Source organism: Candidatus Saccharimonadales bacterium, from assembly GCA_036388415.1.
GTDB lineage: Bacteria > Patescibacteriota > Saccharimonadia > Saccharimonadales > UBA4665 > UBA4665.
The window spans coordinates 732,391-758,123 of the sequence record DASVRW010000002.1 but is presented as its reverse complement, the minus strand read 5'-3'; the positions used below and the strand labels follow the sequence as shown (position 1 = coordinate 758,123).

Sequence of the window (25,733 nt, the reverse complement as noted above, 5' to 3'; positions counted from 1 at the left end):
AGATAGCTTATGAAGCCTGAAATTGAAGTAAAATTCCTCCACGCTGATCATGATGCACTCCGCGCCAAGCTTTTGTCGCTCGGCGCTGTGTGTGCCCAGCCCATGCGGCTCATGCGCCGCCGGATGTATGATTTTCCCGATGGTCGGTTGTATACGAGCAAAAATGGCTTAGCCAGAGTTCGGGATGAGGGGAATAAGGTTACAATGACCTATAAACAACTCAACGACCGCAGTCTACATGGCACACTTGAGGTTAATATGCAGGTCGATAGTTTTGAGCAGGCTTGTACGTTCCTCGAACAACTGGGATTAACCGCAAAATCATATCAGGAAACGAGGCGTGAAAGCTGGCGTCTTAATAATTTTGAGATTGAGTTGGACGAATGGCCGTGGGCACAGCCCTATATTGAAATCGAAGGTTCCGACGAGCAGTCTCTAGCTGATTTGGCCCATAAACTAGATTTAGATTGGGAAAGAAGGGTGCATGGGACAGTCGAGGTAGTGTATCGAGCTGAATACAATGTATCGGATGACGAGTTCAACACACTGTCTATAATCAGCTTCAATGACCCCGCGCCGCAGTGGCTACAGGCAAAGCACATCACATGAATATTCTCTACCTCGGCGACATAATGGGTGAACTCGGCATGCAGACTGTCGAAAAAATGCTGTCGGAAATACGCCGCTCGTGCAATGTAGACGTGGTCATCGCGCAGGCCGAAAATACAACCGAAGGCAAGGGTATATCACTGCAAGATTTTGCCAGGTTACGAAAGATGGGAATTGATTTTTGTACCGGCGGCAACTGGAGTTTGTACCGTGATGAAATTATTCAAGCTATGAACGATCCGGCTCAGCCTATTATCCGACCAGCCAATTATCCCGAAGGTACGCCGGGCCTAGGTTATAAATATCTGAATACCAGCAAAGGTAATATATTGATCGTCAGCTTACTCGGTCAGATTGTTGGCCGCGATGCCGCCAAGCCTGTCGATAATCCGCTCACTATTGTAGATCAAATTATCGACAGTCAAAAAGACGTGCCGAAGATAGCAACAATCGTTAATTTTCATGGCGATTACAGCAGCGAAAAGTTTGTCATCGGCCGCTATCTCGACGGCCGGGCCAGCCTCGTCGTTGGCGATCACTGGCACGTGCCGACAGCTGATGCCATGGTGTTACCGGGCGGCACGGCGCACATCAGTGATGTCGGTATGTGCGGCAGCATGGATTCGTGCCTCGGCGTCGAATTCGATGTCATTATAAATCGCTGGAAAACAGGCCAGGCTAGCCGCAATACGCTTGAATCTACTGGTCGTCTGCAATGCAACGCAGTCCTTGCTGATATCGATGAAACAACTGGACAAGCCCGCTCAATCCAATATATCCGCAAGATTAGCGATTAGAGACCTACTGAACAGATACGTAGCAGTGGCTGTCTAAGTTCAAGCACATCGACGACACTCACAGAAAAGTTGGCTATTTGCAGACAATTACAGTATAATTCCTATCTGTTACGCATCGTAGTAACGGGGATTGGCGCAGTTGGTAGCGCGCGCGGTTTGGGACCGCGAGGTCGAAGGTTCGAGTCCTTTATCCCCGACCACAATTGAAACCTTTAAAATAAAAGAACTCTGCACAGAGTTCTTTTATTTTATGCCGTGTGCTTACTGTGCCGTAACCTTATTCTTCGTCGGTACATATGCACTCCTTCTACAATAATGTAATAGCCAACATTTCACCTTGTCAGACACCGCATATTTAGAGATACATTTGCCCTAATTCTAATTTAGGGCTTGATATTAGAGTTAATGAGAGTATAATTCTAATCGATTAGAGTTACGTGTATGCTAATTCTAATCGATTAGAAATGAAGAATGATTATGACAAAACAACCCTTTACACCTCCTCAGCTACCGCCCCATATTGATCTTACGCCTCTTATAAGTTTATTAACTGATGCTAGGGATGCGGTAGCAAGATATGATGAAGCGGTTAATCGGTTATTGAATCCAACCATCATACGTAGAACATTTGAGACACAAGAAGCTGTCTTGAGTTCAAAAATCGAGGGAACGCAAGCAACATTTGAAGAAGTTTTGGAGTTCGATGCAGACGAACTAGAAACTGAAGAAAATGAGAAGCAAAGGGATTACCGGGAGATTGCCAACTATCGTCTGGCGATAGATTATGGAAAAGAACTCCTCAAGGACAAACCGCTTGATGAAAATGTTTTCAAAGAGCTACACAAGGAGCTCTTGAATTCTGTACGTGGCAAAAACAAAAATCCCGGTGAATTCAGGACTCACCAGGTACATATTGGCCCCCCAGGCGCAACCATAGACGAAGCGAGCTATGTTCCGCCTGTTCATACTGAAATTCCCGCTCTTGTCTCTAACCTCGCGCATTATATGCATAGCGATGACCAACCAGATAGATTGATCCAAGCTGCCGTCATGCATTACCAGTTCGAAGCAATACACCCTTTTGCTGACGGTAATGGGCGGGTTGGTAGGTTGCTAATACCTCTATATCTATATGAAAAAGGCTTAACAAAGTATCCAAATTTGTACGTTTCAGAATTTCTTGAAACTCACCGCCGCGACTATTATGAGCGACTAAATGGTGTAAGCGAACAGGATGAATGGCTAGAGTGGATTGAGTTTTTCTTGAGAGCTGTACGTGAGCAGGCAAAGGTTTCTAAAGAACGAATTGATAGAATCGAAAACCTCTACAGACGGCTTCGCGAAAGATTGCCTGAATTTAATTCGATTTACGCATCAAGCTTACTCGATGCTCTATTTACGCAACCGACATTTACTCCTACATCCATCGCGAAACGAGCCAATATTCAAAATACGCAAACCACGTTGAACCTCATTGCAAAATTTGTGAAAGCAGGTTTGATCAGGGATCTTACGCCTACCAGAGAACGCAATAAGCTTTACAACTTCGAACCGCTTATAAATGTCCTCTAATATACTCATTGAAAATATTCGTTTCATAACTTGAGTGATTTAATACTTGAAAAGATTGTCGTATTCGAAGTACTAATTTTGTATAAATCGGTGTATGGTCGCCAACTCCTCTCAGTCGCTATTCATGAAATTCACTTGCATCGTGGCGCTGAGCATCAAAACTATTGAATTATCAGCATGTATAAAGTACTATCGAATCAAACATAAGCATAATAAAAAGGCTGGTATGAAACTAAAATTTAATCAAAATGGATTCGGTGCGATAGAAGGATTACTCGTAATCATTGCGCTCACACTTATTGTCGGCGTTGGCTTTTATGTCATGAACGGCAATAAAGACACTAAGACTGCGACTACAGCCAATAGTGCGTCACGCCAAACCGCTGCCGATACGAGCAAAGAATATATTATTGTTCCTGGTTTAAATACTAAAATCGTAAGAAATGAGAAAAATTTAAAGTTGCAGTTCAGCGAACAGATTGCTGGAGATACAAAATATACACTGGTAAACACTGATGAATTAGTCAATGCCTATAAAAAATGTATAGAATCTTCTGATCCTTCACAGTTCATGACGCCAACCGCCGATGATCTTATTCGTGATGCCGACAAGTTTGGCCCGGGTCTGACGCGTGAAGAGGGCGATTATGAAGCAAGTACGGCTACCAGGATGACAAGCGCAAATGTACTTAAACAACTTCCCGATTATTACATTTCGATGAACGCTCCGATCGGATGTGAATCTGAGGATACATTAGCCCAGGATAAGTTTAATGCTGCTTACGCCAGTCTAAATACGGCGGTAAAACAAGCCTTTAGTTCGGCTGAACAGCTATAACTATACCTAGCAAAAGTCAGTCTTTTACAACATCGCTTAACTTCATACATAAATTATCGAAATAGTAATTGTTTTAACTTCAGCATCGACTGTGGGACACTGCATCTACTTGCGTAGTGTATGAATAGTTGTAAAATATAACTTATGTCTAAAGAAGTTGATGCTCTTGTAATCATAGGTCATAGCCATTTGATTGCCCAAGAAGCTCCACATTATAATCATGAAGATATTGACCAAGGGCTTTGGTACGTCAGGAATGGTAAAACCACATGGTATGACGGCCAACCGATCACCGAGGCAGATAAAACCAGCCTCTACGCCGGCGAAGTCTTTTTAGGACTTGGCTATCTGGCGGCAAGTCATTACCTGCAGCAATTACCAGAGCGACTACAAGATCCAAATCCTTTCAGGGAAGTCGCCTTAGACGTAATTGAAGAAATATCTCCATTTGAAACGGGCGAAGCCTTACGTGCTGACTTAGCTATCATATGGCCGAGTATGGAACTCGCAGATAGTGAATTACCCAAAATGTTTGACGCACCACTTGCAGCGGACTCTTCTATCACAGACGAATTAAAAGAAAAATGGGACAAGGCGCAAGCTGTTCACGTAAGGCGTGGCCAGGTGGCGATTATGGCTTATGGCGCCGATGCTTTACTAAAAGGTCTTAGGGGTCTAAAAATGGACGAAATAGCACTCGATGAAGTAGGATTTGACGAAAACCTCAACGTGGCGATCCAATCTTATAACCTAGCTGGGCTTGTGGACCTAGCTGGCCTACAAGCTCATCTTACAGAGATCCCTTATTACCAGGCTTTTAGTGCTACAACGAATAATGGGCCAGATATGCTCACTAGTGCGTTAGAAGATTTACGCTTAGTGAGCACGGCCATATCCTAATAGAGGTTCAACAAATTTGTCGTATATTTACAGAATGTGCTATTTTTGCATTTAACAGCCATAATAAACTGCGCCGTAATTCGGTTGGATCCGTTGGTCGACCAATAGAATATTACAACATCATATTGTATAGTAGAATTTCTACTTTCCACAGGGGTTATTTCCGCTATATCGCCTAATCCTACGGCTGGCTTTTTACGACAATTTCCGCTATATCGCCGGGCGAGGCATTTCGATGTTTTTATTTTGAGTAGAACTTGTTACAATACTGCAATAAAATATTGTGTATTTGTTAAACATGTTGTATTAAAGACTGATTAGAAAATAGTCTTGCATATTAATACAGCTTATGTAATGTAACAACACTATTAATTAAGAGGCACGGTTTACGTGAATACTATGAAGACATCAAATTCTGAGACACTTACACCAACACTTTTTCTACCATTAACCGACCCAGCTAATAAGCTGACAAATCTTGAATTATTCTACGCACGGGACCCCGAGGTTATTCAAAGCGATGTTACTGCAAGTTCATTAGTCAGTTCTGGTTCTGCGGATAATTTTGCAGGAGATATTACATGCCCAGACGATATGGAGCGTCTACACACGCCGCAGCTACGTATACCATTTGCAGCAGCAAATCCGAACATATCTCAGACACCGTCGAGCAGCAACAGACGCCGGTTAGTATGTACTGCATTGGCTACCGCTCTATTTGCAGGTATTTCAGTATCAAATGCCTCAAGCGCGGAGGCTGCCGAACGACGACTGAAGCCCGGTCAAACCGTTAAGTCTGCTATTGGCAACCTGCGTGCCGGAGATACCCTGCGTCTGCCTCGCGGTCCGCACTATATTGGCGGTATGGTCGTAAGAATGCACCCCGGTACTGCCAAAAAACCAATTCGGATTACTGCCCTGGACCCTCGCAACAAACCTATACTCGTCGGCAACACCACTCTCTACGATTCTAAGTATACGCAGATCGATAATCTGAAGTTGCTGGGCACACGAAAAAATTCCGTCACGCTAACGATAGGCGGCGGTAATCACATTACGGTGAGAAACAATGAAATCACGGGCGCCAACAAAACAGGCGCCGATGCTAATCTTTCCATCTCTACGTCGAAGTATGGGCCGAAGCGACCTGCTTCAAACTGGAAAGTACTCGATAACTGTATTCATGACGCTGCCAAAGGGTCGATTGATCGAAAACATAATATCTATGTCAACGAAGGATCTCCCAGGACAGGACAAAGCCTAAAAGGGCTGATTTCAGGAAATATCATATTCCATGCATTTGCCGGAGCCGGTATAAAGGTGGGATTTGGTGCTCCATATACTGAAAGGAATGGTGTTGTAGTTCCAAATAAGACACCGAGCGCGAGCGGTATAACAATTGTCAATAACACAATTTCAGAGGTTAAGCGTGGCATTATGTTCTCTGGTGAAACCCGTCACAATATCGTGATGCGCAATCTCGTAGTCCGCGCCCTTGATAAAAATATCTCAGCCGCGATATATATGAATTACATTACTACCGATGTAAAGGACGGATCAGTCGCAAAAGTAGCTGCAAATTATGCCTACGGTGTCGATACGGTCGTAGCAACGCCCCCTCCGCAAAAACCCGTCAAAATACCTATGTCTGAATATTTAAAAAAATTCAGAATAGACAATAAGACTAATATCAAAGCCACGTCTAATCCTGGCTTACGCGTAAATTGTTCTGGCGCAGTAGCGAATGTAAAAGTTAGACAGACTTATGGTGCCCTAGCCAAGCATCCTAGATAACGTAGTTTCATACACAGTACATACGGTATACACCGATAAGCTAAATGCCGGCAAGCAGATACGTTATAAGCCTTAAGTAATGTCTCAAACTTAATGGCGTTGTTACAATACTGCAATAAAATGTTGCATATCTATTACGCATGTTGTTTTATAGTCTAATTATAAAATACACTTGCAAAATAATACAGCTTATGCTATTATAAAACTTATGAAAGAATCACGAAATACACCATACGCAGTTATTGACGAACCTCTTACTACTTCTCCTTTTTTATTATCCTCTGAGGCTACAACTAAGTTATCCAATATCGACCTTATGAATGGCCCATTCCCCACAGAAAATGTTAACTCAGATATAAAAAATCAACGAGCAGTTAACGAAGCTATTGAAAGCCATGATTTACAACATACGAGCGATGTACCGCACGATGTTTCAGAAGACGTGCATATCGTCTCGGCTGGTCGTAGACGATCAGGTGCTGAACGAAGTAGTACGAAAAGTCGTCTCGGTCGCCGCGCTGGCGCCGCTCTGCTTGCTTTATCGGCCTTCACAAGTATTTCAGTCATGAATGCTTCTAAAGCCGAAGCCGGTGAACGACATGTCTACTCGAAGAAGCAGGGAAGTGTGAAACAAGTAATTCAAGGACTTGACCCTGGCGATAAGCTGCTATTCCCTAAAGGTACGTACGACATCGGCGGTATGGTCATAAATGACTTAAAAGGTACCTCAAATGAGCCGATCACAATTAGCTCATTGGATAAAAAGAAACCCGCACTGCTTCGTGGCGGCATTACATTTAATAATCCTGAATATCTAAAAATTAGTAATATCCGTGTTGAGGGAATCAGACGGGGCAGTCATGCTTTCGCGGTGGCCGGGGGCAAAAAATGGAGTATTGTCGATAGTGAATTCTTTAACGCAAAAGGGGTCCATGCTCTTGCTGTGGTCGCAATAAGTTCCGGAAAACAGAACCCAAAAGATTGGAATTTCTCTAATAGTTGTGTCCATGACGCAAGTACTCCAGAACATCCCGAGACGCTTACGTATGCGGAGCAGGATCGGCATCACCTTGTATATATAAATATAGCTAATAGACTCAAGGAATACTCTAATGGCCGTATGAGTCGTAACATACTTTACGGTGCGCCAAGTGGATCCGCTATCAAGATTGGAGCTGGTGCTCCAACTGTTCCTGAGTATGGCGGTAGTGGTATAAAGATTGACCACACTACAGCCGCTTACGCTAGGCATGGTATTCTTGCAGCTGGCAAGGTCGCAAAATTGGTGATCGAAAAAAACCTTACAGCTAAAATGGTTGATGAAAACAACCCCGTCGGCATACACCTTGTAGGCATAGCCGATAGAGCAAGTAGAGGCGACACGGTCATCGCTCGAAGCAATTATGCCGGACGCTCGACCACGAAGCCTAACGACATGAAAACCGGTGTATCCTACGCAGTCCCCGAAAACAAAAGGCAACTGATAGGCAAAACGCCGGAACAGGTCAAAGCAATTAAAACGAACAACATGAAAAAATACAAGGCAATGTTTAAAGTAGATGACTCCTCACTCAAAGTTCAAGCTAACCCCAACTTTGACGGAATTGGATGTGGCAAGTTTAAGCCACAAAATGGTGCAGCCAGAGGCTTCGGTCGCTACGCCCGTTAACCTGAGCAGTTTCTGTTATACGCAGTTAGCCTCAATTTGCTATCATAGAGGTATCGCTGAGCCTGTAATACCTCTATGAACGAACATATACCTACACTACGACAACAATCAGAGCGTTCGTCAGTACAGACGGATAACGAACGGCGATTTTTACGGACGCTTGATGACTTGGCGCAGAGTCCGCCACTCGATGACGAATATTATGCTAGCTTTGCGAGAGGGCTGCGGGATGCCTACCTTGAGCCTGACGGCAATGTCAGATCTATGATGGATCAGGCGATGTCGCAGCTTGATAGCTCGACTTCACACCGGATCAAACAGGCACTGGCCGTTCTCCAGTATCCTCGCTACGAAGACCCGGATTACCCGTACAGCTATGATAAGCCGGAGCGGTGGAGTGGCGTCATCACAGAGATTGCCGCTGACCCCGTAAAACGCAAGGAATTTATCGATGATTACGTCGGGCAGCCGCTGGATAGCATCGTCGTCGGGCGCTATAAGGCCGTATGTCTGGCTGCAGCGGTCTACGGTGAGCGTTTTGGCGAAGCACCAACACTGATTGACTACGGTACCAGTATCGGCATCGGAGTTAAGCAGCTCGCCATGCGCATGGAATTTTCACGCCTCAAAAAAATTAGTTTTGAAGATACGAGTCTAACCGAAAGAGACAAGGCGCTTGTAGAATCCCAAATACATATCGCAACTTCCACAAATCCTGGCAGAAAATTTGGCCGCATATTGGGCGTTGATATTCAGCCCGAGCCAACTCCTGAGAGGAGTCACCGAACACGATCGAATTCACACTATCCAATAGAACTGCGAAATCCTGCAAATTTGGAGCGTTTTGATACATCGATGACCGCGGAAACGAACGATGTCGAATTTGCATGGAATATTGATATGGCAGCTGCAGAAGTTCGCCTGCCGTATATACCAAATGGTGGTTTTGATTTGGGATTTGGATCGACCTGGTGGTATCCGTACAAAAATAAGCCCGAAATGCTAAAGTGGATACTGCATAACTGCCTGCAGCCTTTAGCGCCGAATGGCGTCTTGCTAGAACAGGAATTTGGCACACCCGATCCATCACGGCCGGGCGGTATATATTTTAGGGACAACTGGCATCCGCCCGATGAACCCTATCCGTATCAAACGATGGCGTATGATAAAAAATGTCCTGAAAAAGGCTTTCAAACCCTGTTTAGCTGGACGGACGGACGCGCGACTAACATACGGGTTAGTAGGTATGCGTCAGCCTTATTACTTGAGAACATTTAGTGCTGTCGTGCAGGCGTCGGCATAGCTGCGCATAAAACGATGATGCAAGCCCGTCAGTGTACTCATAGGTTCAAAGAAACTAAAGATCATGACGCCGCCGCCTGGAAGCCGGCTGAGCGGATACACGACGCTGCAATCGATGGCGGCACCGGCCTGGTTCAGCCGCGCCTCCTGGGCTGTCAGCGCTGGGATAAACATATATTTCCAGTCCGTAATCATTTTGAACTCGTCAGTATCGAGGGCGTGGATCAGGATGTTTTCTTTGGCATCCAGCGGGATGCGAATATCCTCAAACTTTTTGACCGATATTTGGACAGCTCCCTGGGCGCGTTCAGTTCGGGACAGGGCGACACGGTCGAGCGTATGCTGATCGTCGTTTTTGAGTAGGAGCACGATGATGCCGAGTCCAAGCAGCGTGGTTTCGCGCTTATACATAAACGGTGTATTTACAATTTTCTGATACAAGTCACGCTTGTCATGCGCGACAGCCAGACTTTTCGCGCATTCCATGATTAATGTATCAATCTCTCGAGGATCCATCCCTTGTAGTATACACTGATGTAGATAGCAAGTGAGCGCAAAGACAGGCAAGGACGCGTCAGAATATGATCATATCGGCTATAAAAACAGCGAAAATTGTTGCAAGTCAGCAAACTTTGTATGATGTACTCGATACATACTTGCCCGTTGTGACCGAGAAAAGCATTGTCGTCATTACGTCAAAAATCGTGTCAATCTGTGAAGGCAGTATCGTTCCATATGATGATATTAGCAAAGCCGATTTAGTGGTGCGTGAATCCGATCTGTATTTGCCGGCAGAAGCTAGCGCATACGGGCATCATTTTACGATTGTCGGCAATACGCTTATCGCCATGGCCGGTATAGATGAGTCGAACGGCGAAGGATATTACATTCTTTGGCCGCGGAATTCGCAGCAGACTGCTAATGAGGTCCGCGCGCATCTTTTGCGTAAACACAATATACGCGAAGTTGGAGTTGTCATAACAGACAGTACGACCAGGCCGCTCCGGCGTGGAACGACAGGCATATCGCTGGCTCACAGTGGCTTTGCGGCGCTCAATAATTACATAGGTAAGCCCGACATCTTCGGGCGGCCATTTGGCGTCACGCAGGCAAATGTGGCAGAAGGTATAGCGGCTGCTGCGGTACTGGCTATGGGTGAAGGCGCTGAGCAAACACCGCTCTGCGTATTGACTGATGCTTCGACCGTTCAATTTGAGAACCATGATCCAACTGCTGAACAACTCGCCGAAACGACGCTGTCGATCGAAACTGATTTGTTTCAGCCATTTTTGACTACAGCCGACTGGCGTCCCGGCGGGCGGCACAAGCCGTCAATTGATACTACTGCGAAGGATTAAGAATAGTGTTGGCTTCGCCTCCGGATTGACTTGGTACGGTACGGTCGCTTGGCGTATTGGTTTCCTGAGTTGAACCGTTTGTACTTTCGGTAGAGTTTTGATTCGTCGTCCGCGGACTTTGCTGAGTTGGCTGCGTTCGATTGTCGACGCTCGACAAGGCACCACGCGCCACTATAACACCTGCCACAAGCAGTAGCAGTATGGTGAGTATAATCAGGTACCGAGATTTTCCGGCTGTGCTACGATTTGCTTCCATACATGCTCCTTATAACCCCCATTCAACACCATTTAGTTATGTCGTTCTATAAGATATATAACTGGGTAAATAGAGTTGAGAGAGGCGACACGTTAATCAAGATGCAGCGCGGGTGTATTGGCTGTCTGCGACTGACTGTTTCTTCATCCGCTCCTCGCCCATGGCAATGGCAACGGCATTCATGTCGTGTTCGACGTCGGAACGTCGATGAGCCAGCGGGTCACCAGCAATTTTGGGCGTATGGCTGAGTTTACGAAGTGGCAGGGAAATGACTTTGTATAACTCGCCACTTGTCGTTAGATCATGTTCGTCAAACACAACAGGACTCCTGAGGTCTTCGATATCATTGTTGCAGATAACGGCGTCGAGCGGTCCACCGATAGCCTTGGTGTGTTCGTGCGCAAATTTGGCAACGGTCCAATCTTTGGTTTCGTCGTCGAGTTTTATATTGGCCAGTAGGAACAACTCACGGTCGTCCGCTAAGCTGATTTCGCGCAGGGCTTCTGAGGTGCCAGCGCCGAGCAGGGCGGCTCGTGTTGATGTCAGGAAACTGCCTGGGCCGATAGCGACTTGATCAGCGGTACGAAGCCGATCGAGTAACCGGGGAGTCGTCGGGATTATCATGTCGGTTCCCTCGGGTCCACTGCAGGCGGTAATATCGAAATCTTCCGGATGTTCGAGTGTGTAATCGGTGTCGATCATATGCTCGCCAATGACAATTTTGTCACCATCACGTAGTTTGAGGTAATGGGGTATTGATGATACTGGTATGACCGCGGCGCGGGTCATCATCAGGTCTCCGGCCGTCTGGCTGGCCTGATCGAGATCAGATTCGAGGGTCAAGGCTGTCAGGACCAAATGGCCAAGTGCAATGCCCATCAAACCGTTTGGATCCCGCGAGATAATATTACGGCTAAGCTCGACAGTCATATCAATAATCCGTGCCGTATCCACACCGTCGGCGGCCGGTTTGCTGTAACTGAGAGTGGCCATCAATTGCTCGGCAGTCGTGCGCACGTCATCAGCGGTTGATGCTAAGCTGAACCGATTTTCAAAATCCTGAGCTGCGTCTTGGTTTATGCTGAGTGCAGAGATTGATCGCCGAATATCACCAGTGGCCGGGGTATTGTACAGTGTGCGCAGTCGTCCCGTCGCCGAGCCGTCGTCACAAGTAGCGACACCGACAAATACGTCGGCATGCGCTACACCGGGTACTAAGCCAGCTTCGACGGCATCAATATAGCCAGCTGCTGTTTTGCCAGCCGTGCCACCGCCCAAGATACCGACTGTCAAGGCACCCTCAAAATGTGGTATGTGTTCAATATCTTTCATCACATAGTTTTCTGTATTACAAATATATTGTAACACTTTATACTCATATTACAATCTACAATGGCAACAATAAATTGACAAAAATACATTTAAGCAATAGTATTACATTTTATGCACCACGACACTCAAACGATTATATCGCTCCTCACTGATCTAGGGCTGTCGGAGAACGAAGCTGCTACCTATGCGGCCTTACTTCGTCTTGAATCGACTTCGATCCGTAAGATCGCTGCTGAGACTGAGATAAACCGCGGAACCACCTACGATGCACTAAAAAAATTGACAACTTTTGGGCTGGTTAGTATCAAGCAAAATGGCAAACGTGAACAATACACTGCTGAATCTCCCGAAAGAATATATGACATCATCCGTGAGAAACGGCGTGATCTGGTGGATATAGCAGAAGACGCCAAAAAAATTGTTCCAGGTCTGTTGGCTCGTCAAGCGCATAGTGAAGGACGCCCACTCGTCAAATATTATGAGGGTGACGGCGGCGTAACTACGATTCTGAAAGACGTACTGCAGACTTGCCGTATGCTCGATATCCCTGAGTATTATGCTTATTCTTCCAGCCAGGTGAGACGCTATCTGTATAAAGAATTTCCTCAGTTTACTGAGCGGCGAGTTGCCGAAGATATCCGCGTCAAGGTTATTGCCGTTGGAGCAGGCGGCGACGAGGCACCAAAAGCAGCTCGCAAATGGCTTGCCGAACCTCCATCGGGCAGTATATCGAGTTATACGATCGTCTACGGATCAAAGGTAGCTACTATATCGATTACCAGTGACGATACGCCGTACGGTGTTATCGTTGATGATCTGGGGGCGGCTGCAATGCAGCGATTGCTGTTTGAGCAACTATGGGAAACCCTACCAAATGAGAAATAGCGGCTGCTTAGATACGTCCTGCTATAAGAAAGCACAGACCATTTTTAGTTCGCTCCGTGTAGCGTACAATGTGGCTCATGGCCCTTGCACTCACCGTTCTTGGAATCTTCTTCGTCTTGCTGCTGTCAGAAATTTGGTGGTATGTCCGCAAACCGCACGATGAACTAAGCCGAAAGTTTATACATATTGTTGTCGGAAGCTTTGCGGCGACCTGGCCGTTTTATCTGTCTTGGGATCAAATATTGCTGCTGAGTGCGGCGTTCATTGTCGTCGTTGCGGTGTCCAAATACTTTCATATTTTCAAAGCTATTCACGCCGTTGAGCGGCCTACATGGGGAGAAGTATATTTTGCAATGGCAGTGGGCGTTTTGGCTCTTGTCACGCAGGAACCGTGGATATATGCGGCAGCGCTGCTGCATATGAGCCTGGCGGACGGCTTGGCGGCAGTCACGGGTGTCACGTGGGGCGGTAAGACAGAATACAAAGTGTTCCGGCAAACTAAGAGTATCGTCGGCTCGGCGACGTTCCTGGTTGTGTCGATTGGAATCCTCGTTGCTTACAGCTTACTGTCCGGAACAGTGCTTAGCCCGCTGACAATTGCGGGCCTGGCAATGACGGCGACGGCAGTCGAAAACGTGGGAGTAGCTGGACTTGATAATCTGCTGATCCCACTCCTCGTCGGTGTGGCGCTACTGTATGCCGCTTGATATCTATTAAATTCTAGTACGAGGAGGTGGCTATGACGATAATCGTGTTATGCTAGCTGTTTTCCTGGCAGCAGCCGAGCCAGTGGCCCATTGGCGCGGCCGAGTTTAGTCCTGGTCGCCACTACCGCCGGTATGCGCCCGCAGTGCATTGAATATCACCACGATGTCGACCAGTTCCTGAATGGCTGCGCCGTAGATTGGCGGGAATTTTCCGGTTGCAAAAATGATCATCAGCATAACGCTGAGGCCGATACCGACTAGAATACTCTGGCGGGCAATTTTGAAGGTTCGGTTGGCGATGGCGACGCCAGTCGCAACGCGGCTGATGTCATCGACCATGATGATCATATCAGCCGATTCGCTGGCGGCAGTGGATCCGCGGGCGCCCAGCGCGATACCGACATCCGAGGCGGTGAGCACCGGTGCGTCATTGACGCCATCACCGACAAACGCAACTGGGCGGTAGCGCATAGCTTCGACGGCAAGCAGCTTGTCAGCCGGAAGAGCCTCGGAGGTCACCTGGGTAATGCCAAGCTGGCTTGCGACAGCAGCAGCAACCGCTTTGTTGTCACCAGTTACCATTTCAAACTGTTTGACGCCAAGTTTTTGCAGCCGAGCCAGCGTCGCTTCAGCTTCGGGGCGTATTTCATCGACAAAGGTAATAGCGCCCGCCAGTTCGCCGCCAATGGCCACGTATGTCGCCGTCTGCTTGATGCTGGCGGCCCGGAATTTTGGCGGCATCGGTATATTTTGCTCATCGAGCAGGCTTTTGCGGCCTACCAGAATCTGCTTGCCAGCCACCATGGCAGCCATGCCTTTGCCGGCAAATTCGTTGATGTTACGGGCTTTCGGTACTTTGACGGCACGCTCCAGTGCTGCCTCATTGATAGCATGAGCCAGGACATGGCCCGACGAGGATTCAAGAGCGGCCGCCATGCTGAGTACGGTTGACTGGTCATAATTTCCAAACGTCATAATGTCTGCAATGACCGGCTTGCCAGTCGTGAGAGTACCGGTTTTATCAAAGGCCACAGTTTGTACCTTGGCCAGGCGTTCGAGGGCGGAGCCAGTTCTGACGATGATACCCTGTTTGCTGGCGCGGCTCATGCCGCTGATAATGGCGATTGGAGCTGCCAACAGCAAAGGGCAGGGTGTAGCAACGACGATAACTTGCAGGAAGCGAACCGGGTCGCCAGACGCTATCCAGACGCCGCCGGCAATTGCAAAGGCAATGATAGTAAATGGAATACTATAACGGTCGGCCAGACGCACGAATGGTGCCTGACTGTTGGCGGCGCTGGTGACGAGCTTGACGATTTGTTGATATTGGCTGTCGGCGGCAATATGAACGGCGCGCGCCCTGATGGCACCATCAAGATTAATCGATCCACTGAGTATGTCATCACCAACTGTTTTGGATTCTGGCAGGCTTTCTCCGGTCAAGCTAGATTCATCAAAGCTGGCTGTGCCGTCAATAATTTCAGCATCAACTGGTACGACTTCACCAGGTTTGATAAGAATAGTGTCACCAGTCCGAACGGCGCTAGCCGCGATATCAACCACCTTGCGTCCACGCACAATGTGCGCTTTTTGCGGTGCTCGATTGAGTAGCGCATCGAGCTCACGACGTGAGCGATTTTCAGCATAATCTTCAAGCGCGCCACCACCTGTCAGCATAAGAACGATAACGATAGCCGTCCAATATTCTTTGAGTATGACTGCACTGACGATGGCCGTGATAGCGAGCAGATCGATGCCATACGTACCGTGCCGTATGTCCTGGTACATGTCGCGTACCAGCGGCAACGCGACGATGAGGGCGGTTGCAGCCAACAGCCAGTTTGCTGCCGTTTGCTGATCGAGTGACCGCAGGACGAGGCTGATTATCGCTACCAACAATGTCAGGCTAAAGAGTTTATATTTGCGCGCAAAACCCAATACAGAAAATCCAGATAGTCGTTTCATATCTGTTAAGTATACCAGTAATGTCATACGCCGTACCAGCATAATGGTATCAATATGGTATAGCTATAGCAGTATTAGAACAATAACGAGGTAATACTGTGTGGGCGTGTCTCGATTTGGAATAACGCTTATGTATTTATATACTTAGAATACGTATGTTTCGCATTCGAAAGCTTCAGACTGTCATTCCGCTTTGTATTGCCCTGCTTATTGGTTTAGTCGGAATATTGGTCGAGGTAGGCTGGGCAATAGACAGCCAATACCTGAAAAGCGTCTTGCCCAACATGTTATCTATGAATCCCGTGACGGCTGTCGGGTTTATGATTGCAGGCGTTGCATTGGCAGCGCTGGTCAAACATAAATACCAGGTAGCGCTGGTGAGTGGTTTTGTAATAGCAACAATCGGCTTTCTGAAGCTGGCAGCCTTGCTCAGCGGATGGGATATACCCGTAGACCAATGGCTGTTTACCGATAAGCTCGTCAACAACGGCAATTTTTTGCCAAGCCGGATAGCCCCCAACACTGCACTTAACTTTTTTATTGCCGGCTGTGGATTAATGCTGCTGGCAAGACCAACATCTCACCGGGTTCATTTAGCGCAGTACCTGAGCTTTACCAGTCTATTTTTGGCATTTTTGGCTTTGAACGGCTACCTGTACGGTGTTAAGTCACTCTATGGTGTCGGCACCTTCATTCCCATGGCGCTCCATACGACAATTTGTTTCATGCTGTTGGCGTCTTCAATGCTGCTGCTGCGTGCTGAGGAAGGCATTATGGGGACATTATTTTTTGGTAAAAGTAGTAGCGGCAAACATTCGCGGCTTAGTATTGTTATTGGTTTTTTGATATTACCGGTTCTATTCATTGCGGTCAGTTTGATTACGCTACACGGTACGAAGGTATTTATCAAAACCAGAACCGAAGTGGACACAACGTATAATGTTATCCTTGCCGCAAACCGGACGCTGGCTGCGCTCGGAGATGCAGAAACCGGTCAACGCGGATATTTGCTAACAGGCAAAGAACGTTATTTGCAACCGTATACAAACGCGCGGGTAGCGGTATCGCGTAACATTGATACTCTTGAAAAACTTGCCCCAGAAATGCAGCAGTCAATTGCCACTATCAGGATTCTGTCAGACCAGAAGTTTGCTGAACTTAACAGTACCATACAGCTGCGCCGGGCGGGCCAGCCGCAGGCGGCTCTAGAAATCGTTCTCAGCGACGAAGGAAAAAATACGATGGACGCACTCCGCGTCAATCTGGCAAGCCTGGAAAATATCAAAATGTCCGAATTGAATAATGGAAAAATTAAAGAAAAGGTTGCGGAGAGTGAAACGACGCTTGCGCTTGCCGCCGGTACTATTCTAACGATGATTCTGATCATAGCGGTCGGAATATTGTTGCTGCGGTCCTATAGATTGAACGCGTATGAAAAACAAAACATTGAAAGTGAAGTTCGCCGCCGGACGGATGAACTTAATGCGGAACATGCACGGCTAACAGCTTCGATAGAAAGTTTGACATTCGGCTTTGTTATCGTGACAAAAGACCTGCATATAAAAGCGCTCAATACTTCCGCGACAAAACTTCTTGGGCTGACTGGCAAACATAGTTTTGACGCCGTTGTTCATGCGCTTGGCTCGACGGTGCCTCTCAGGGAAAGAGTGAACCAGGTAATACTATCAGGCAAGACAACAGAGATTTATGATGTAAATCTGCAAAACAAAGTACTTGTTATCGCAATATCTCCTGTCGCCCATGATGGAAATATAGACGGCGCAGTCGTAACACTTGCCGATGTCACAGAGCAGCGTGTTATGGATAGATCCCGCGATGAATTTTTCTCAATTGCCTCGCATGAACTGCGCACGCCTTTAACGGCAATCCGGGGTACAACGAGCATGATACTCGATATGTACGGTGATAAATTACCGGATTCAAGTTTGAAAGAAATGATTCATGATATGCATGAGGCGAGTGTACGGTTAATCAGCACCGTCAATAATTTCTTGGATACATCGACGCTCGAGCAGGGTAAACATATGTTTGCTATTGAAAAAGTACAGTTGTCGACGCTTGTACCGCGCAGTGTCGCGCTAGCAGCTTCCATAAAGCATGCTGAAGTCGAAACAAACGTACAAGTAGACAATCTACCGCTAGTTTTGGCTGACAAAACGGCACTCGGGCAAGTCGTTGATGTACTGCTTAGTAATGCGTACAAGTTTACTGACGCAGGGGTTGTAACGATCCGCGGAAAACGCAAAGACGGTACAGTACAACTGATAATCAGCGATACCGGTAAAGGTGTCGCGGCGGACAAACAGTTCTTACTGTTCCGTAAATTTCAACAAGCCAGTGATAATATCCTGACGCGTGACGTCACGCATAGTGTTGGACTGGGGCTGTATAATGCGCGGCTGCTTTGCGAAGGCATGGGATGTACGATCGATTTGCAGTCATCCAAAATCGGTGAAGGCAGTTCATTTGTCATCACCTTGCCCATAGCGGACTGAGCGAATCTATAACCTGCCAGGTGCTACAGGGTTAACGGGCGTCGTCGGTGTCGGCGTATTTGTTTCGTCATTGTCCGTCGTGTCGGTACAACCGGAGTCAGCGGCATCGATCTTGCCATCGCCATCATTATCTAACTTATCATTACAAGCGGCTAATGGTTGCGGTGTTGGGGTGGGCGTTTGATTTTGGGGTGGAGTAGCCGGTGTGGTTGTGTCTTCATCAGTGCCTTGATCGGTGGTATCTTCTGGTTTGTCGTCTTGTTTTTTCTTGGTATCGTCCTTTGGCTTTTCGACTGGTTGCGGCGCATTGCAGGTTTCGCGTGGCCCGGTGCCAGCAATAAAGTATTCAGTGTAGGTGCCGCTACCACCAGTCAGCGCACGCCGGCCATTGGCACTACAAATTGAGACGGCTTCGACATTTGCTGGCCGGGCAAATGACCGTGATGGTATATCGCTGAGAATTCGCTCCATGGTAGCGCGCCAGATTGGTCCGGCTCCGGATGCGCCAGCAACACCGGTCATCGCCTGGTTTTCATTGTTGCCGACCCAGACGCCGACGGCAATGCCCGGTGTGTAGCCGATTGTCCAGGCGTCATGATTGTCGTTAGTAGTTCCGGTTTTGACGGCCACAGATTTGCCTGGTATATTCAAACTGCTAAACGTCGGGCCGCGGGCTTGCACGTCGGACAAGACTGATGATATAAGATACGAAGCCTCAGGACTTTGAACTTCCTTTTGTATAGGTGCGTAATCATAAATTGTTTTACCAAATTTATCTTTAATACTAATAATCGTTGTCGGATCGAACTGGTTGCCACCATTAGCGTAGGCAGCATAAGCATTCGTCATGTCCATGAGCGGCGTTTCGGCAGTTCCCAGCGCCAGCGCCAGCCCGTACTGCTGTGATGTACCATTAATTGTTTTGAGACCCATCTGCTGCGCTTCGGTTATAGAATCATCAATGCCGAGTTTTTCCATGACTTCGATTGCTGTCAGATTGCGTGATTGAGCCAGTGCTTTGCGGGCAGTTATGTTGCCGGCGTATTTAAAGTCGTAATTTTCGGGCGCATAGCTGCCGAATGTCCGCGGCGTATCACGCAGGATAGTCGCCGGGCTAATCAGTTTGCGGTCCATGGCTTCAGCAAAGTAGATAGGCTTGAAGCTTGATCCGGGCTGGCGTGGAGTCAGCGCCATATTGACCTTACCGAATTGTTCATTGTTCCAATCGGCACTGCCGACGAGGGCCCGCACCGCTCCGGTACCTGGATCGACGGCAACAACACTGGCATTACGGCCGCCTTGGGCGCTTAGCTGTGCGACGCGGGTTTTAACTTGTTGCTCGGCTGCCTTCTGCCAGTCGAGCTGCAGACTGGTGGTCACTTCAAATCCAGAACGCGTCACACGCTCCTCACCGTAGCGTTTATTGAGCTCGTTAATAACCATTTCTGAGAAGTGCTGAGCGTGCGTATTGGTCGCATCCAGACCAGTACCGTACGTCAGTTGTTCTTGGAGTGCGGTATCGGCCTCGCTCTGGCTAATATAGTTCAGGCTGGCCATGCGGTTCAGTACGCGTTGCTGCTGGCGCTCGGCCTTGGCTGGATCGCCTGAAATTGGCGAGTAGGCACTCGGTGCTGGTAGTATGCCGATCAACAAGCTGCTTTCAGCGAGTGACAGTTCCTGAGGTGTCTTATTGAAATAGACTTTGGCTGCCTGGTCTATGCCGAACGCTCCCTCGCCGTAATAGACTGAATTGAGATACATTTCGAGTATTTCATCTTTCGTGTAATTACGATCAACGGCAATAGCGATGGATAATTCCTGGTATTTGCGAAGGAATGTTTTGCTGTCTGACAAGAGATTATTTTTGACAAGCTGCTGTGTGATAGTGGAGCCGCCGTAGGCCGTGGCGTCCCTATTGAGCGCATTGCCAACAATCGCACCACCGATACCGCGGATTGAAAAGCCGCCATGCTCATAAAAGTCTTTGTCTTCGCTGGCTACGAGCGCACGCTCTATATTGTCTGAAATCTGATCGAGTTTGATGTCATTTTGTTCCTTAACCCGGCCAAAAGTATAGAAAGACCTGCCGTCCTTATCAAGCAAACGGATACCGGTATTGTTGCGGTTCATCAATCGTTCGCGGTCTGCTATATCACGTGCAAACCAGGCAAAGGTGAGCAATGATATGAGCAGCAAGCCCAGCATGCCGGCGAGTCCGATAATAAGGATTTTTTTGCGCAGACTATAGCCGTAAAATGCCGTCAATGCACGGAAAATTCTCGCATTCTTCATACTACTGTTCCATTTTCGATCTAATATTGACATTTTACCATAATGTTATCATTGAAAGTTAATTTTGTATGTGGCATATTTTACTGTGTACAGTACCACATAAGCACTGTATGTATGCTGAGATCATTGTAGGTCGTATTCCTCGTCCGGCATAGACTAAAAGGGCGTTTATTATCATTTATTAAGACAGTTCACTCGACATGCAAGCTACGATATATAATGCGGCACGAAGAACGCCATATCGCCTGTTACAAGCGTTGAGGTTTCCCGGAAGTCGATACCGGCAGGCGTGTCGCCGACAATCCAGCTTCCAATGACCGCATTCCAGCCATCAAAATGGGGCAATGATATGTATTCCTGCCAAACGTATCCCTCAGCGCCATAACCACCTGCTTGTGATTCGAGCAGGCTGCCATCCTGTCCAAATATATGAACATTTGCACCTTCGCGTCCGAGTTTTGGCTTACGAACATGCTTTTTGCCTTGCAACGGGACCTTGGTGTTAAAGGCAGGCAACAGTAGACGGTGACCAGGGTATAGTTCCCATAGCAGTACAAGCAGCTGTTTATTACTCAGGAGCATTTTCCAAATCGGTTCAATCCATATTGTCCGCGGCCCGGCAGCGAGTATGTTAGATGAAAAACCTTCATGTACTAACCATTCCCAGGGGTATAATTTGTATAAATGGCGTATAGGCTGTTTGTCTTTATCGACGAATGACTGATATTGATCACTCCAGCTGATATCTTCCATAAATATCTGGCGTGGTGAAAAACCAGCAGCTTTCGCTACCTCTGCCATGTAAGCGACGTTATCATAATCTTCTACGATGAGCTGACCGTCGCCGTTATCCCGCAGCGAAGCCATGTACAGTGGCGCGTTTTGGGGCAGCCGCCAATCTTTGACGCGAATGTTTTTCCAGCGGTCGATCAGCTGTTCGTGCAGGCTGTTGAATTGATCTTTGCTATCACCAAACATATCTTTCATCCAAAACCATTGCACGACGGATGTTTCGAGTAATGATGTTGGAGTGTCGGCATTGAACTCAAGCAGCTTTACAGAATTATCGGGTAACCAAGCCAGGTCAAATCTGCCAAAAACGGTCGGCTGTTTATGCTGCCACGCCTCAGTGATGTACGGCCAAAATTGTTCTGGAATCTCAAATTCATGTAGTCTTTGGTTGGAAATTGCAAAATCGACTGCCTTCAGGCACATAGCATAAAGTTCCTCAGTCGCTTCCTCGATGGCGTCTACCTCCGTCATCGTTACCTCGTAGGCTGCGGACTCGCGCCAGTACGGCTCATTATTTTCTGAGGCTAAATCGTAAAAGTTAAAGCCGACTTGCTGGCATTTTTCAGGCCAGTCAGGCCGCGGTGTCATCGTGACTCGTCGCATTATTAGCTGCCTTTAGAGCCGGTAAAGGCCTTGCCATTTTCCCCAAAGCCATGCGAGTTTGCAACGTGTGGAAGTTGTCTGCCGACGTTGGAGCTGTTTGCTGTTTCAGATGGATATTGACTGCTTGGCCGGTAGCTGGAGTCGTCACGCGGCGAATACACGGGACCATACCAGCCTGAGCCGCCACTACGATAATTCGAAACTGGCTCACACTCATCCTGCATGTAAGCTGGAACCTCCTGCAGACATGCTTCGCGTGATGGGTAGACAACTCGTTTACTGTCATTGCGGACGTAATAACGTTGTCCATTATGATATACGGGCACGCCGTAATTCTGCGAGAAGCTAGAAGTAATAGCACTGGACGCAAGTATTGCGCCACCACCAATGACAATAGCTGCCGTGGCGTACCGTTTAAAAGTTTTCGTCTGGTCTGAATTGTTGTCCATATGCCTCAAGATATTTGTCGTGTATACTATGATTATTATGACATACTTTGCCGTGCTAAATACAACTTTGACTGATCAGTTAGCTTTATTTGGGCTTATCGCCGCGTATTCCGTCGTCGGTGTCTTGATAATGGTCGGTTGCACACTGTTATCCAATTACATATTCAAGCTAAACATAAAAAAAGAGCTGCTTGATGATCACAATATGGCGTTTGGAATTATGCTTGCCGGATTATTTATCGCGATCTCTATTATTGTTGCTGCCAGTATCATCGGGTAGCACAGACAAAGTATTCTCGTATAAGTATGACGAAACCATCGGTGGCTCCCTCCAGGGTCTTAGTCGCAGTGGATACTCGTCAGGTCGCAGAAATAGTGCCAGTGAATAGTGAAATCAACAGAATACTACCGAGAATAAGCCGGTAGATAATAAATGGCGTATATGTGTGCCCGGCAATGAATTTGAGTAGCCAGGCGACAGTTATGTACGCAACGACGAAGCTGACGAACGTGGCAATCAGCGTTGCAGTCCACCCCACACCGTTGCTAATGTTACTGAATTCACTGATCGATTGCAGCGTGCCGGCCGCAAGCAGGGCCGGGATTGATAGGAAAAATGATAATTTAGTGACAGTCACGCGGTCCAGGCCGCGCAATAGCCCGGCCGACATAGTGGCGCCGGAGCGGGACACGCCAGGTATCAGCGCGAGACACTGCGTGATGCCGATGATTAATGTGTCTTTCCAGGTAACCGATGTTTCGCCTCGTCGTTGCGTGCCTTTATGGTCGGCGTACCACATAACTCCACTCCATAACAGCAAGGCAAACCCGACGTACCACAGGCTTCGAAGTACCGTTTCGATTTGATCTTTGAAGAGCAGCCCAATTATACCAATCGGTATGGAGCCGAGAATAATCGCCCAGCCGTAGCGGTAGCCAGCTTCGTGTCTTCGGTCTTTATGAAACACTCCTTGCAGCCAGGCGGAAACAATAGTAAATATATCTTTACGAAAGTACAGTAATGTCGCAAGCACGGCGCCGACTTGAATGATTGCCGTAAAAGCCGTAATGTCAGGATCGTCGATCGAATAGCCAAGTAGCTTCTCGACAATTGTCAGGTGGCCGGTACTTGATATAGGTAAAAATTCAGTTACACCCTCAATGGTGCCAAGCAGTATTGCTTCAAGGATACTCATAAGCTAGATTATAGCATTCGTGCGGTCGGCTGCTGCTCTTGTCAGTTTGAAATAATGCTACAAGCAAAAGGAGACTCGTATGAGTCTCCTTGCCACAATCTATGTATGGGGCGAGCGAAGGGGCTTGAACCCTCGACCTCCGGTTCCACAAACCAGCACTCTAACCAACTGAGCTACGCTCGCCAAAAAGTGTAGAACAGAGGTGATTATACCTGATTGTGGCGTGCAAGACAACCATTAGTGTCAGAGGGGTCGGTATGCATACCTCAGCACTGTAATGGATACGGCGCGCGAATTGGCGCACGGGCAATTACGCCATTTACTTTGTACGGCCGGCACAGGCTCAGCCCTTTGGCGCGCAGGCCATTGACGATACAGTTTGTTGCGTCGTACGCCTTAGTCTGCAGATGCATCAGGACGACCGAGCCGGGCTTGGCGTTGGCTTTGACATAGGAGCATATCTGACTGGCTGTTTTGCCGGCATAATCCTTGGTGTCTAGCGTCCAGGTGCACACATGATAGTCCATGCTTTCGGCAATATTTTTGACGGTCGCGTTGTAGGCACCGTACGGTGGACGCAAGTAACCGGGACTGCTTGTCGCTGATTTATAGCCTCCCGCGCCTTTGCCGATTTGTGATTTGATGGTTGCGGTACCGTAGTTCGTCAGTTTCAGGTGGCTCCAGGTGTGATTGCCGACGTACTGGCCTTGATCGCGAACTTGAGTCACCAGATTAACGCCATTAGCATTCTGGTAATTTATGTTCAGCTGTTGCACCGGGAAAAACATGGCGCCGACGCCGCGGCTTTTGAGCAGTTTTGCCTGTGATACCATCCGGGTCGGTGCACCATACGACCAATCGTCATACGATAGCAGTACACGCGAACCGGTATTACCACAGCGTGGTACCGAGTATGAGCTGGCTACGTCAAGTGCATCTGAGGACACATCGCGCTGCATGGCACTGCTTTGCGTCTGAGTCGCTTGTGCGGACGCGAGTGGCGTGAATACGCAGAGTAATGTCAGTATGCCCGATACGAAAGCGGTAACGAATGTTTTCACGATATCTCCTTATGCCAGACGACCATTTGTCTGATGCATACTACTATACACCCGCTGTCTATGTGATAATTGTTTCAATTAGTCTTCTTCGGGCCGGCGTGCAAGAATATTTTCACCAATTCCGACGCCAAGTACGAAAATCCCCAGTCCAGCCTTGCCTAACTCGGCATTTCGGTCAATTCTTTTTGTATCTGCGAGTTCGTCGAGGCCCATAGTATCGGCCAATACCATATCATTATGACGTTCATTCGCTGTAAACCCGAACACGGTCACGCCGCCTAAGCAGGCACCTGCTGCTGCGAATGTTACATTTCTCTTTAATTTATTCATTCAAGTAATATGACATACCGACGCACTTGGGTCAATATTGTTTCAAAATAGGGTGCTCGAGTTGTTTGAAGTCGGATGTATAGCAAATCCAGACGCTTGATAGCTCGACGCTGACAAGCGCAAAATGCAGTTTACTTATTTTTTAATATATTGGTATTGCAAGTAGACAAGTCTAATCGTGATTATGGATTTTGGCTGCGGTGTTCGAATAGAAGCTGACTTACTGCAACGCTTACTGCATGTACGCGTCGACGTCGGTCATTGGCTTCGGCAGCCTCTTGCTCCGTGCGCTGGGCTTGTGCGTCTGCTTCGGCCGCTGACTGTTGCTCGCGCCGTGCTTGAACAACAGCTGCTACGGCCGCAGGGCTAATTGGGCAACTTGCTTTGTCTCGTAATATTTCAGCACTCATACCCCTTATAATACTATATTATAAAACAATAATCAACAATCCGCGATTAATAGTCGAGCTTGTGAGTATGTAATCATTTAGCAAATAAGCACAGGAATAC

At 47.6% G+C, this 25,733-nt stretch carries 24 protein-coding genes and 2 tRNA genes; 15 read left to right on the top strand and 11 right to left on the bottom strand.

Annotated features, from left to right (window positions below; genetic code table 11):
* Positions 1-9 precede the first annotated feature (9 nt).
* The 9 genes from VF575_04065 (at position 10) to VF575_04025 (ending at position 9,457) form a co-directional block, all read left to right on the top strand.
* On the top strand, positions 10-609 hold the full coding sequence (locus tag VF575_04065; protein HEX8182747.1) for a class IV adenylate cyclase: 600 nt from the start codon (positions 10-12) through the stop codon (positions 607-609).
* Positions 606-1,406, top strand: coding sequence for a TIGR00282 family metallophosphoesterase (locus tag VF575_04060; protein HEX8182746.1), 801 nt, complete (start codon positions 606-608; stop codon positions 1,404-1,406). The genes VF575_04065 and VF575_04060 overlap by 4 nt, the downstream gene beginning before the upstream one ends.
* 124 nt (positions 1,407-1,530) lie before the next feature.
* Positions 1,531-1,606 (top strand) — tRNA-Pro (locus VF575_04055).
* Between the two features lie 277 nt (positions 1,607-1,883).
* On the top strand, positions 1,884-2,978 hold the full coding sequence (locus VF575_04050) for a Fic family protein (protein HEX8182745.1): 1,095 nt from the start codon (positions 1,884-1,886) through the stop codon (positions 2,976-2,978).
* 94 nt (positions 2,979-3,072) lie between these two features.
* Positions 3,073-3,816, top strand: coding sequence for a hypothetical protein (locus VF575_04045; GenBank protein HEX8182744.1), 744 nt, complete (start codon positions 3,073-3,075; stop codon positions 3,814-3,816).
* A gap of 144 nt (positions 3,817-3,960) precedes the next feature.
* A complete protein-coding gene (locus tag VF575_04040; GenBank protein ID HEX8182743.1) occupies positions 3,961-4,716 on the top strand; it encodes a hypothetical protein in 756 nt (251 codons plus the stop codon).
* 399 nt (positions 4,717-5,115) lie between these two features.
* Complete coding sequence (locus tag VF575_04035) at positions 5,116-6,510, top strand: hypothetical protein (protein ID HEX8182742.1); 1,395 nt, start codon at positions 5,116-5,118, stop codon at positions 6,508-6,510.
* Between the two features lie 208 nt (positions 6,511-6,718).
* A complete protein-coding gene (locus VF575_04030) occupies positions 6,719-8,179 on the top strand; it encodes a hypothetical protein (protein HEX8182741.1) in 1,461 nt (486 codons plus the stop codon).
* 75 nt (positions 8,180-8,254) lie between these two features.
* Positions 8,255-9,457, top strand: a complete 1,203-nt coding sequence (locus VF575_04025) for a hypothetical protein (GenBank protein HEX8182740.1) — start codon at positions 8,255-8,257, stop codon at positions 9,455-9,457.
* Here VF575_04025 and VF575_04020 read toward each other — a convergent pair.
* Entirely contained in the window at positions 9,440-9,997 is a 558-nt protein-coding gene (locus VF575_04020) for a hypothetical protein (GenBank protein HEX8182739.1), read from the bottom strand. The genes VF575_04025 and VF575_04020 overlap by 18 nt on opposite strands.
* A 65-nt stretch (positions 9,998-10,062) precedes the next feature.
* Between VF575_04020 and VF575_04015 the strand changes: the two genes are divergently transcribed.
* Positions 10,063-10,839: a coenzyme F420-0:L-glutamate ligase gene (locus VF575_04015; GenBank protein ID HEX8182738.1), complete on the top strand. Its 777-nt coding sequence runs from the start codon at positions 10,063-10,065 to the stop codon at positions 10,837-10,839.
* On the opposite strand, the gene VF575_04010 is transcribed toward VF575_04015, so the two are convergent.
* Both VF575_04010 and VF575_04005 read right to left on the bottom strand, forming a co-directional pair.
* Positions 10,823-11,095: a hypothetical protein gene (locus VF575_04010; protein ID HEX8182737.1), complete on the bottom strand. Its 273-nt coding sequence runs from the start codon at positions 11,093-11,095 to the stop codon at positions 10,823-10,825. The genes VF575_04015 and VF575_04010 overlap by 17 nt on opposite strands.
* Before the next feature lie 96 nt (positions 11,096-11,191).
* Complete coding sequence (locus VF575_04005) at positions 11,192-12,427, bottom strand: 2-phospho-L-lactate transferase CofD family protein (protein ID HEX8182736.1); 1,236 nt, start codon at positions 12,425-12,427, stop codon at positions 11,192-11,194.
* Between the two features lie 111 nt (positions 12,428-12,538).
* On the opposite strand from VF575_04005, the gene VF575_04000 reads away from it, so the two are divergent.
* Together VF575_04000 and VF575_03995 are read left to right on the top strand one after the other, a co-directional pair.
* The gene (locus tag VF575_04000) at positions 12,539-13,312 is read left to right on the top strand and encodes a helix-turn-helix domain-containing protein (protein HEX8182735.1); all 774 of its coding nucleotides are present in this window, start codon (positions 12,539-12,541) and stop codon (positions 13,310-13,312) included.
* A gap of 77 nt (positions 13,313-13,389) precedes the next feature.
* Positions 13,390-14,019, top strand: a complete 630-nt coding sequence (locus VF575_03995) for a hypothetical protein (protein HEX8182734.1) — start codon at positions 13,390-13,392, stop codon at positions 14,017-14,019.
* A gap of 105 nt (positions 14,020-14,124) precedes the next feature.
* Here the strand turns inward: VF575_03995 and VF575_03990 are convergent, their stop codons facing one another.
* Complete coding sequence (locus VF575_03990) at positions 14,125-15,984, bottom strand: heavy metal translocating P-type ATPase (protein HEX8182733.1); 1,860 nt, start codon at positions 15,982-15,984, stop codon at positions 14,125-14,127.
* Between the two features lie 155 nt (positions 15,985-16,139).
* On the opposite strand from VF575_03990, the gene VF575_03985 reads away from it, so the two are divergent.
* Entirely contained in the window at positions 16,140-18,500 is a 2,361-nt protein-coding gene (locus tag VF575_03985; protein ID HEX8182732.1) for a CHASE3 domain-containing protein, read from the top strand.
* A gap of 6 nt (positions 18,501-18,506) precedes the next feature.
* On the opposite strand, the gene VF575_03980 is transcribed toward VF575_03985, so the two are convergent.
* From VF575_03980 to VF575_03970, 3 genes are all read right to left on the bottom strand, one after another.
* On the bottom strand, positions 18,507-20,792 hold the full coding sequence (locus tag VF575_03980; GenBank protein ID HEX8182731.1) for a PBP1A family penicillin-binding protein: 2,286 nt from the start codon (positions 20,790-20,792) through the stop codon (positions 18,507-18,509).
* 207 nt (positions 20,793-20,999) lie between these two features.
* The gene (locus VF575_03975; GenBank protein ID HEX8182730.1) at positions 21,000-22,187 is read right to left on the bottom strand and encodes a glutathionylspermidine synthase family protein; all 1,188 of its coding nucleotides are present in this window, start codon (positions 22,185-22,187) and stop codon (positions 21,000-21,002) included.
* 2 nt (positions 22,188-22,189) lie between these two features.
* Positions 22,190-22,636, bottom strand: a complete 447-nt coding sequence (locus VF575_03970; protein HEX8182729.1) for a hypothetical protein — start codon at positions 22,634-22,636, stop codon at positions 22,190-22,192.
* A gap of 37 nt (positions 22,637-22,673) precedes the next feature.
* Between VF575_03970 and VF575_03965 the strand changes: the two genes are divergently transcribed.
* Positions 22,674-22,916 (top strand): DUF350 domain-containing protein, encoded by a 243-nt coding sequence (locus tag VF575_03965; protein HEX8182728.1) that lies wholly within the window; start codon positions 22,674-22,676, stop codon positions 22,914-22,916.
* 79 nt (positions 22,917-22,995) lie between these two features.
* Here the strand turns inward: VF575_03965 and VF575_03960 are convergent, their stop codons facing one another.
* From VF575_03960 to VF575_03945, 4 genes are all read right to left on the bottom strand, one after another.
* Complete coding sequence (locus VF575_03960) at positions 22,996-23,832, bottom strand: undecaprenyl-diphosphate phosphatase (GenBank protein HEX8182727.1); 837 nt, start codon at positions 23,830-23,832, stop codon at positions 22,996-22,998.
* A 106-nt stretch (positions 23,833-23,938) separates the two neighbouring features.
* Positions 23,939-24,015 (bottom strand) — tRNA-His (locus tag VF575_03955).
* An 83-nt stretch (positions 24,016-24,098) separates the two neighbouring features.
* On the bottom strand, positions 24,099-24,893 hold the full coding sequence (locus VF575_03950) for a polysaccharide deacetylase family protein (protein HEX8182726.1): 795 nt from the start codon (positions 24,891-24,893) through the stop codon (positions 24,099-24,101).
* A 78-nt stretch (positions 24,894-24,971) separates the two neighbouring features.
* The gene (locus VF575_03945; protein ID HEX8182725.1) at positions 24,972-25,223 is read right to left on the bottom strand and encodes a hypothetical protein; all 252 of its coding nucleotides are present in this window, start codon (positions 25,221-25,223) and stop codon (positions 24,972-24,974) included.
* Positions 25,224-25,407: 184 nt separating this feature from the next.
* On the opposite strand from VF575_03945, the gene VF575_03940 reads away from it, so the two are divergent.
* Entirely contained in the window at positions 25,408-25,593 is a 186-nt protein-coding gene (locus tag VF575_03940) for a hypothetical protein (protein ID HEX8182724.1), read from the top strand.
* The last annotated feature ends 140 nt before the right edge of the window (positions 25,594-25,733 follow it).

Bases quoted from the DNA above. Each gene is read 5' to 3' on its own strand.
- VF575_04065 (HEX8182747.1), top strand. From the start codon at position 10: ATGAAGCCTGAAATTGAAGTAAAATTCCTCCACGCTGATCATGATGCA.
- VF575_04060 (HEX8182746.1), top strand. From the start codon at position 606: ATGAATATTCTCTACCTCGGCGACATAATGGGTGAACTCGGCATGCAG.
- VF575_04050 (HEX8182745.1), top strand. From the start codon at position 1,884: ATGACAAAACAACCCTTTACACCTCCTCAGCTACCGCCCCATATTGAT.
- VF575_04045 (HEX8182744.1), top strand. From the start codon at position 3,073: ATGGTCGCCAACTCCTCTCAGTCGCTATTCATGAAATTCACTTGCATC.
- VF575_04040 (HEX8182743.1), top strand. From the start codon at position 3,961: ATGTCTAAAGAAGTTGATGCTCTTGTAATCATAGGTCATAGCCATTTG.
- VF575_04035 (HEX8182742.1), top strand. From the start codon at position 5,116: ATGAAGACATCAAATTCTGAGACACTTACACCAACACTTTTTCTACCA.
- VF575_04030 (HEX8182741.1), top strand. From the start codon at position 6,719: ATGAAAGAATCACGAAATACACCATACGCAGTTATTGACGAACCTCTT.
- VF575_04025 (HEX8182740.1), top strand. From the start codon at position 8,255: ATGAACGAACATATACCTACACTACGACAACAATCAGAGCGTTCGTCA.
- VF575_04020 (HEX8182739.1), bottom strand. From the start codon at position 9,997: ATGGATCCTCGAGAGATTGATACATTAATCATGGAATGCGCGAAAAGT.
- VF575_04015 (HEX8182738.1), top strand. From the start codon at position 10,063: ATGATCATATCGGCTATAAAAACAGCGAAAATTGTTGCAAGTCAGCAA.
- VF575_04010 (HEX8182737.1), bottom strand. From the start codon at position 11,095: ATGGAAGCAAATCGTAGCACAGCCGGAAAATCTCGGTACCTGATTATA.
- VF575_04005 (HEX8182736.1), bottom strand. From the start codon at position 12,427: ATGAAAGATATTGAACACATACCACATTTTGAGGGTGCCTTGACAGTC.
- VF575_04000 (HEX8182735.1), top strand. From the start codon at position 12,539: ATGCACCACGACACTCAAACGATTATATCGCTCCTCACTGATCTAGGG.
- VF575_03995 (HEX8182734.1), top strand. From the start codon at position 13,390: ATGGCCCTTGCACTCACCGTTCTTGGAATCTTCTTCGTCTTGCTGCTG.
- VF575_03990 (HEX8182733.1), bottom strand. From the start codon at position 15,984: ATGAAACGACTATCTGGATTTTCTGTATTGGGTTTTGCGCGCAAATAT.
- VF575_03985 (HEX8182732.1), top strand. From the start codon at position 16,140: ATGTTTCGCATTCGAAAGCTTCAGACTGTCATTCCGCTTTGTATTGCC.
- VF575_03980 (HEX8182731.1), bottom strand. From the start codon at position 20,792: ATGAAGAATGCGAGAATTTTCCGTGCATTGACGGCATTTTACGGCTAT.
- VF575_03975 (HEX8182730.1), bottom strand. From the start codon at position 22,187: ATGCGACGAGTCACGATGACACCGCGGCCTGACTGGCCTGAAAAATGC.
- VF575_03970 (HEX8182729.1), bottom strand. From the start codon at position 22,636: ATGGACAACAATTCAGACCAGACGAAAACTTTTAAACGGTACGCCACG.
- VF575_03965 (HEX8182728.1), top strand. From the start codon at position 22,674: ATGACATACTTTGCCGTGCTAAATACAACTTTGACTGATCAGTTAGCT.
- VF575_03960 (HEX8182727.1), bottom strand. From the start codon at position 23,832: ATGAGTATCCTTGAAGCAATACTGCTTGGCACCATTGAGGGTGTAACT.
- VF575_03945 (HEX8182725.1), bottom strand. From the start codon at position 25,223: ATGAATAAATTAAAGAGAAATGTAACATTCGCAGCAGCAGGTGCCTGC.
- VF575_03940 (HEX8182724.1), top strand. From the start codon at position 25,408: ATGGATTTTGGCTGCGGTGTTCGAATAGAAGCTGACTTACTGCAACGC.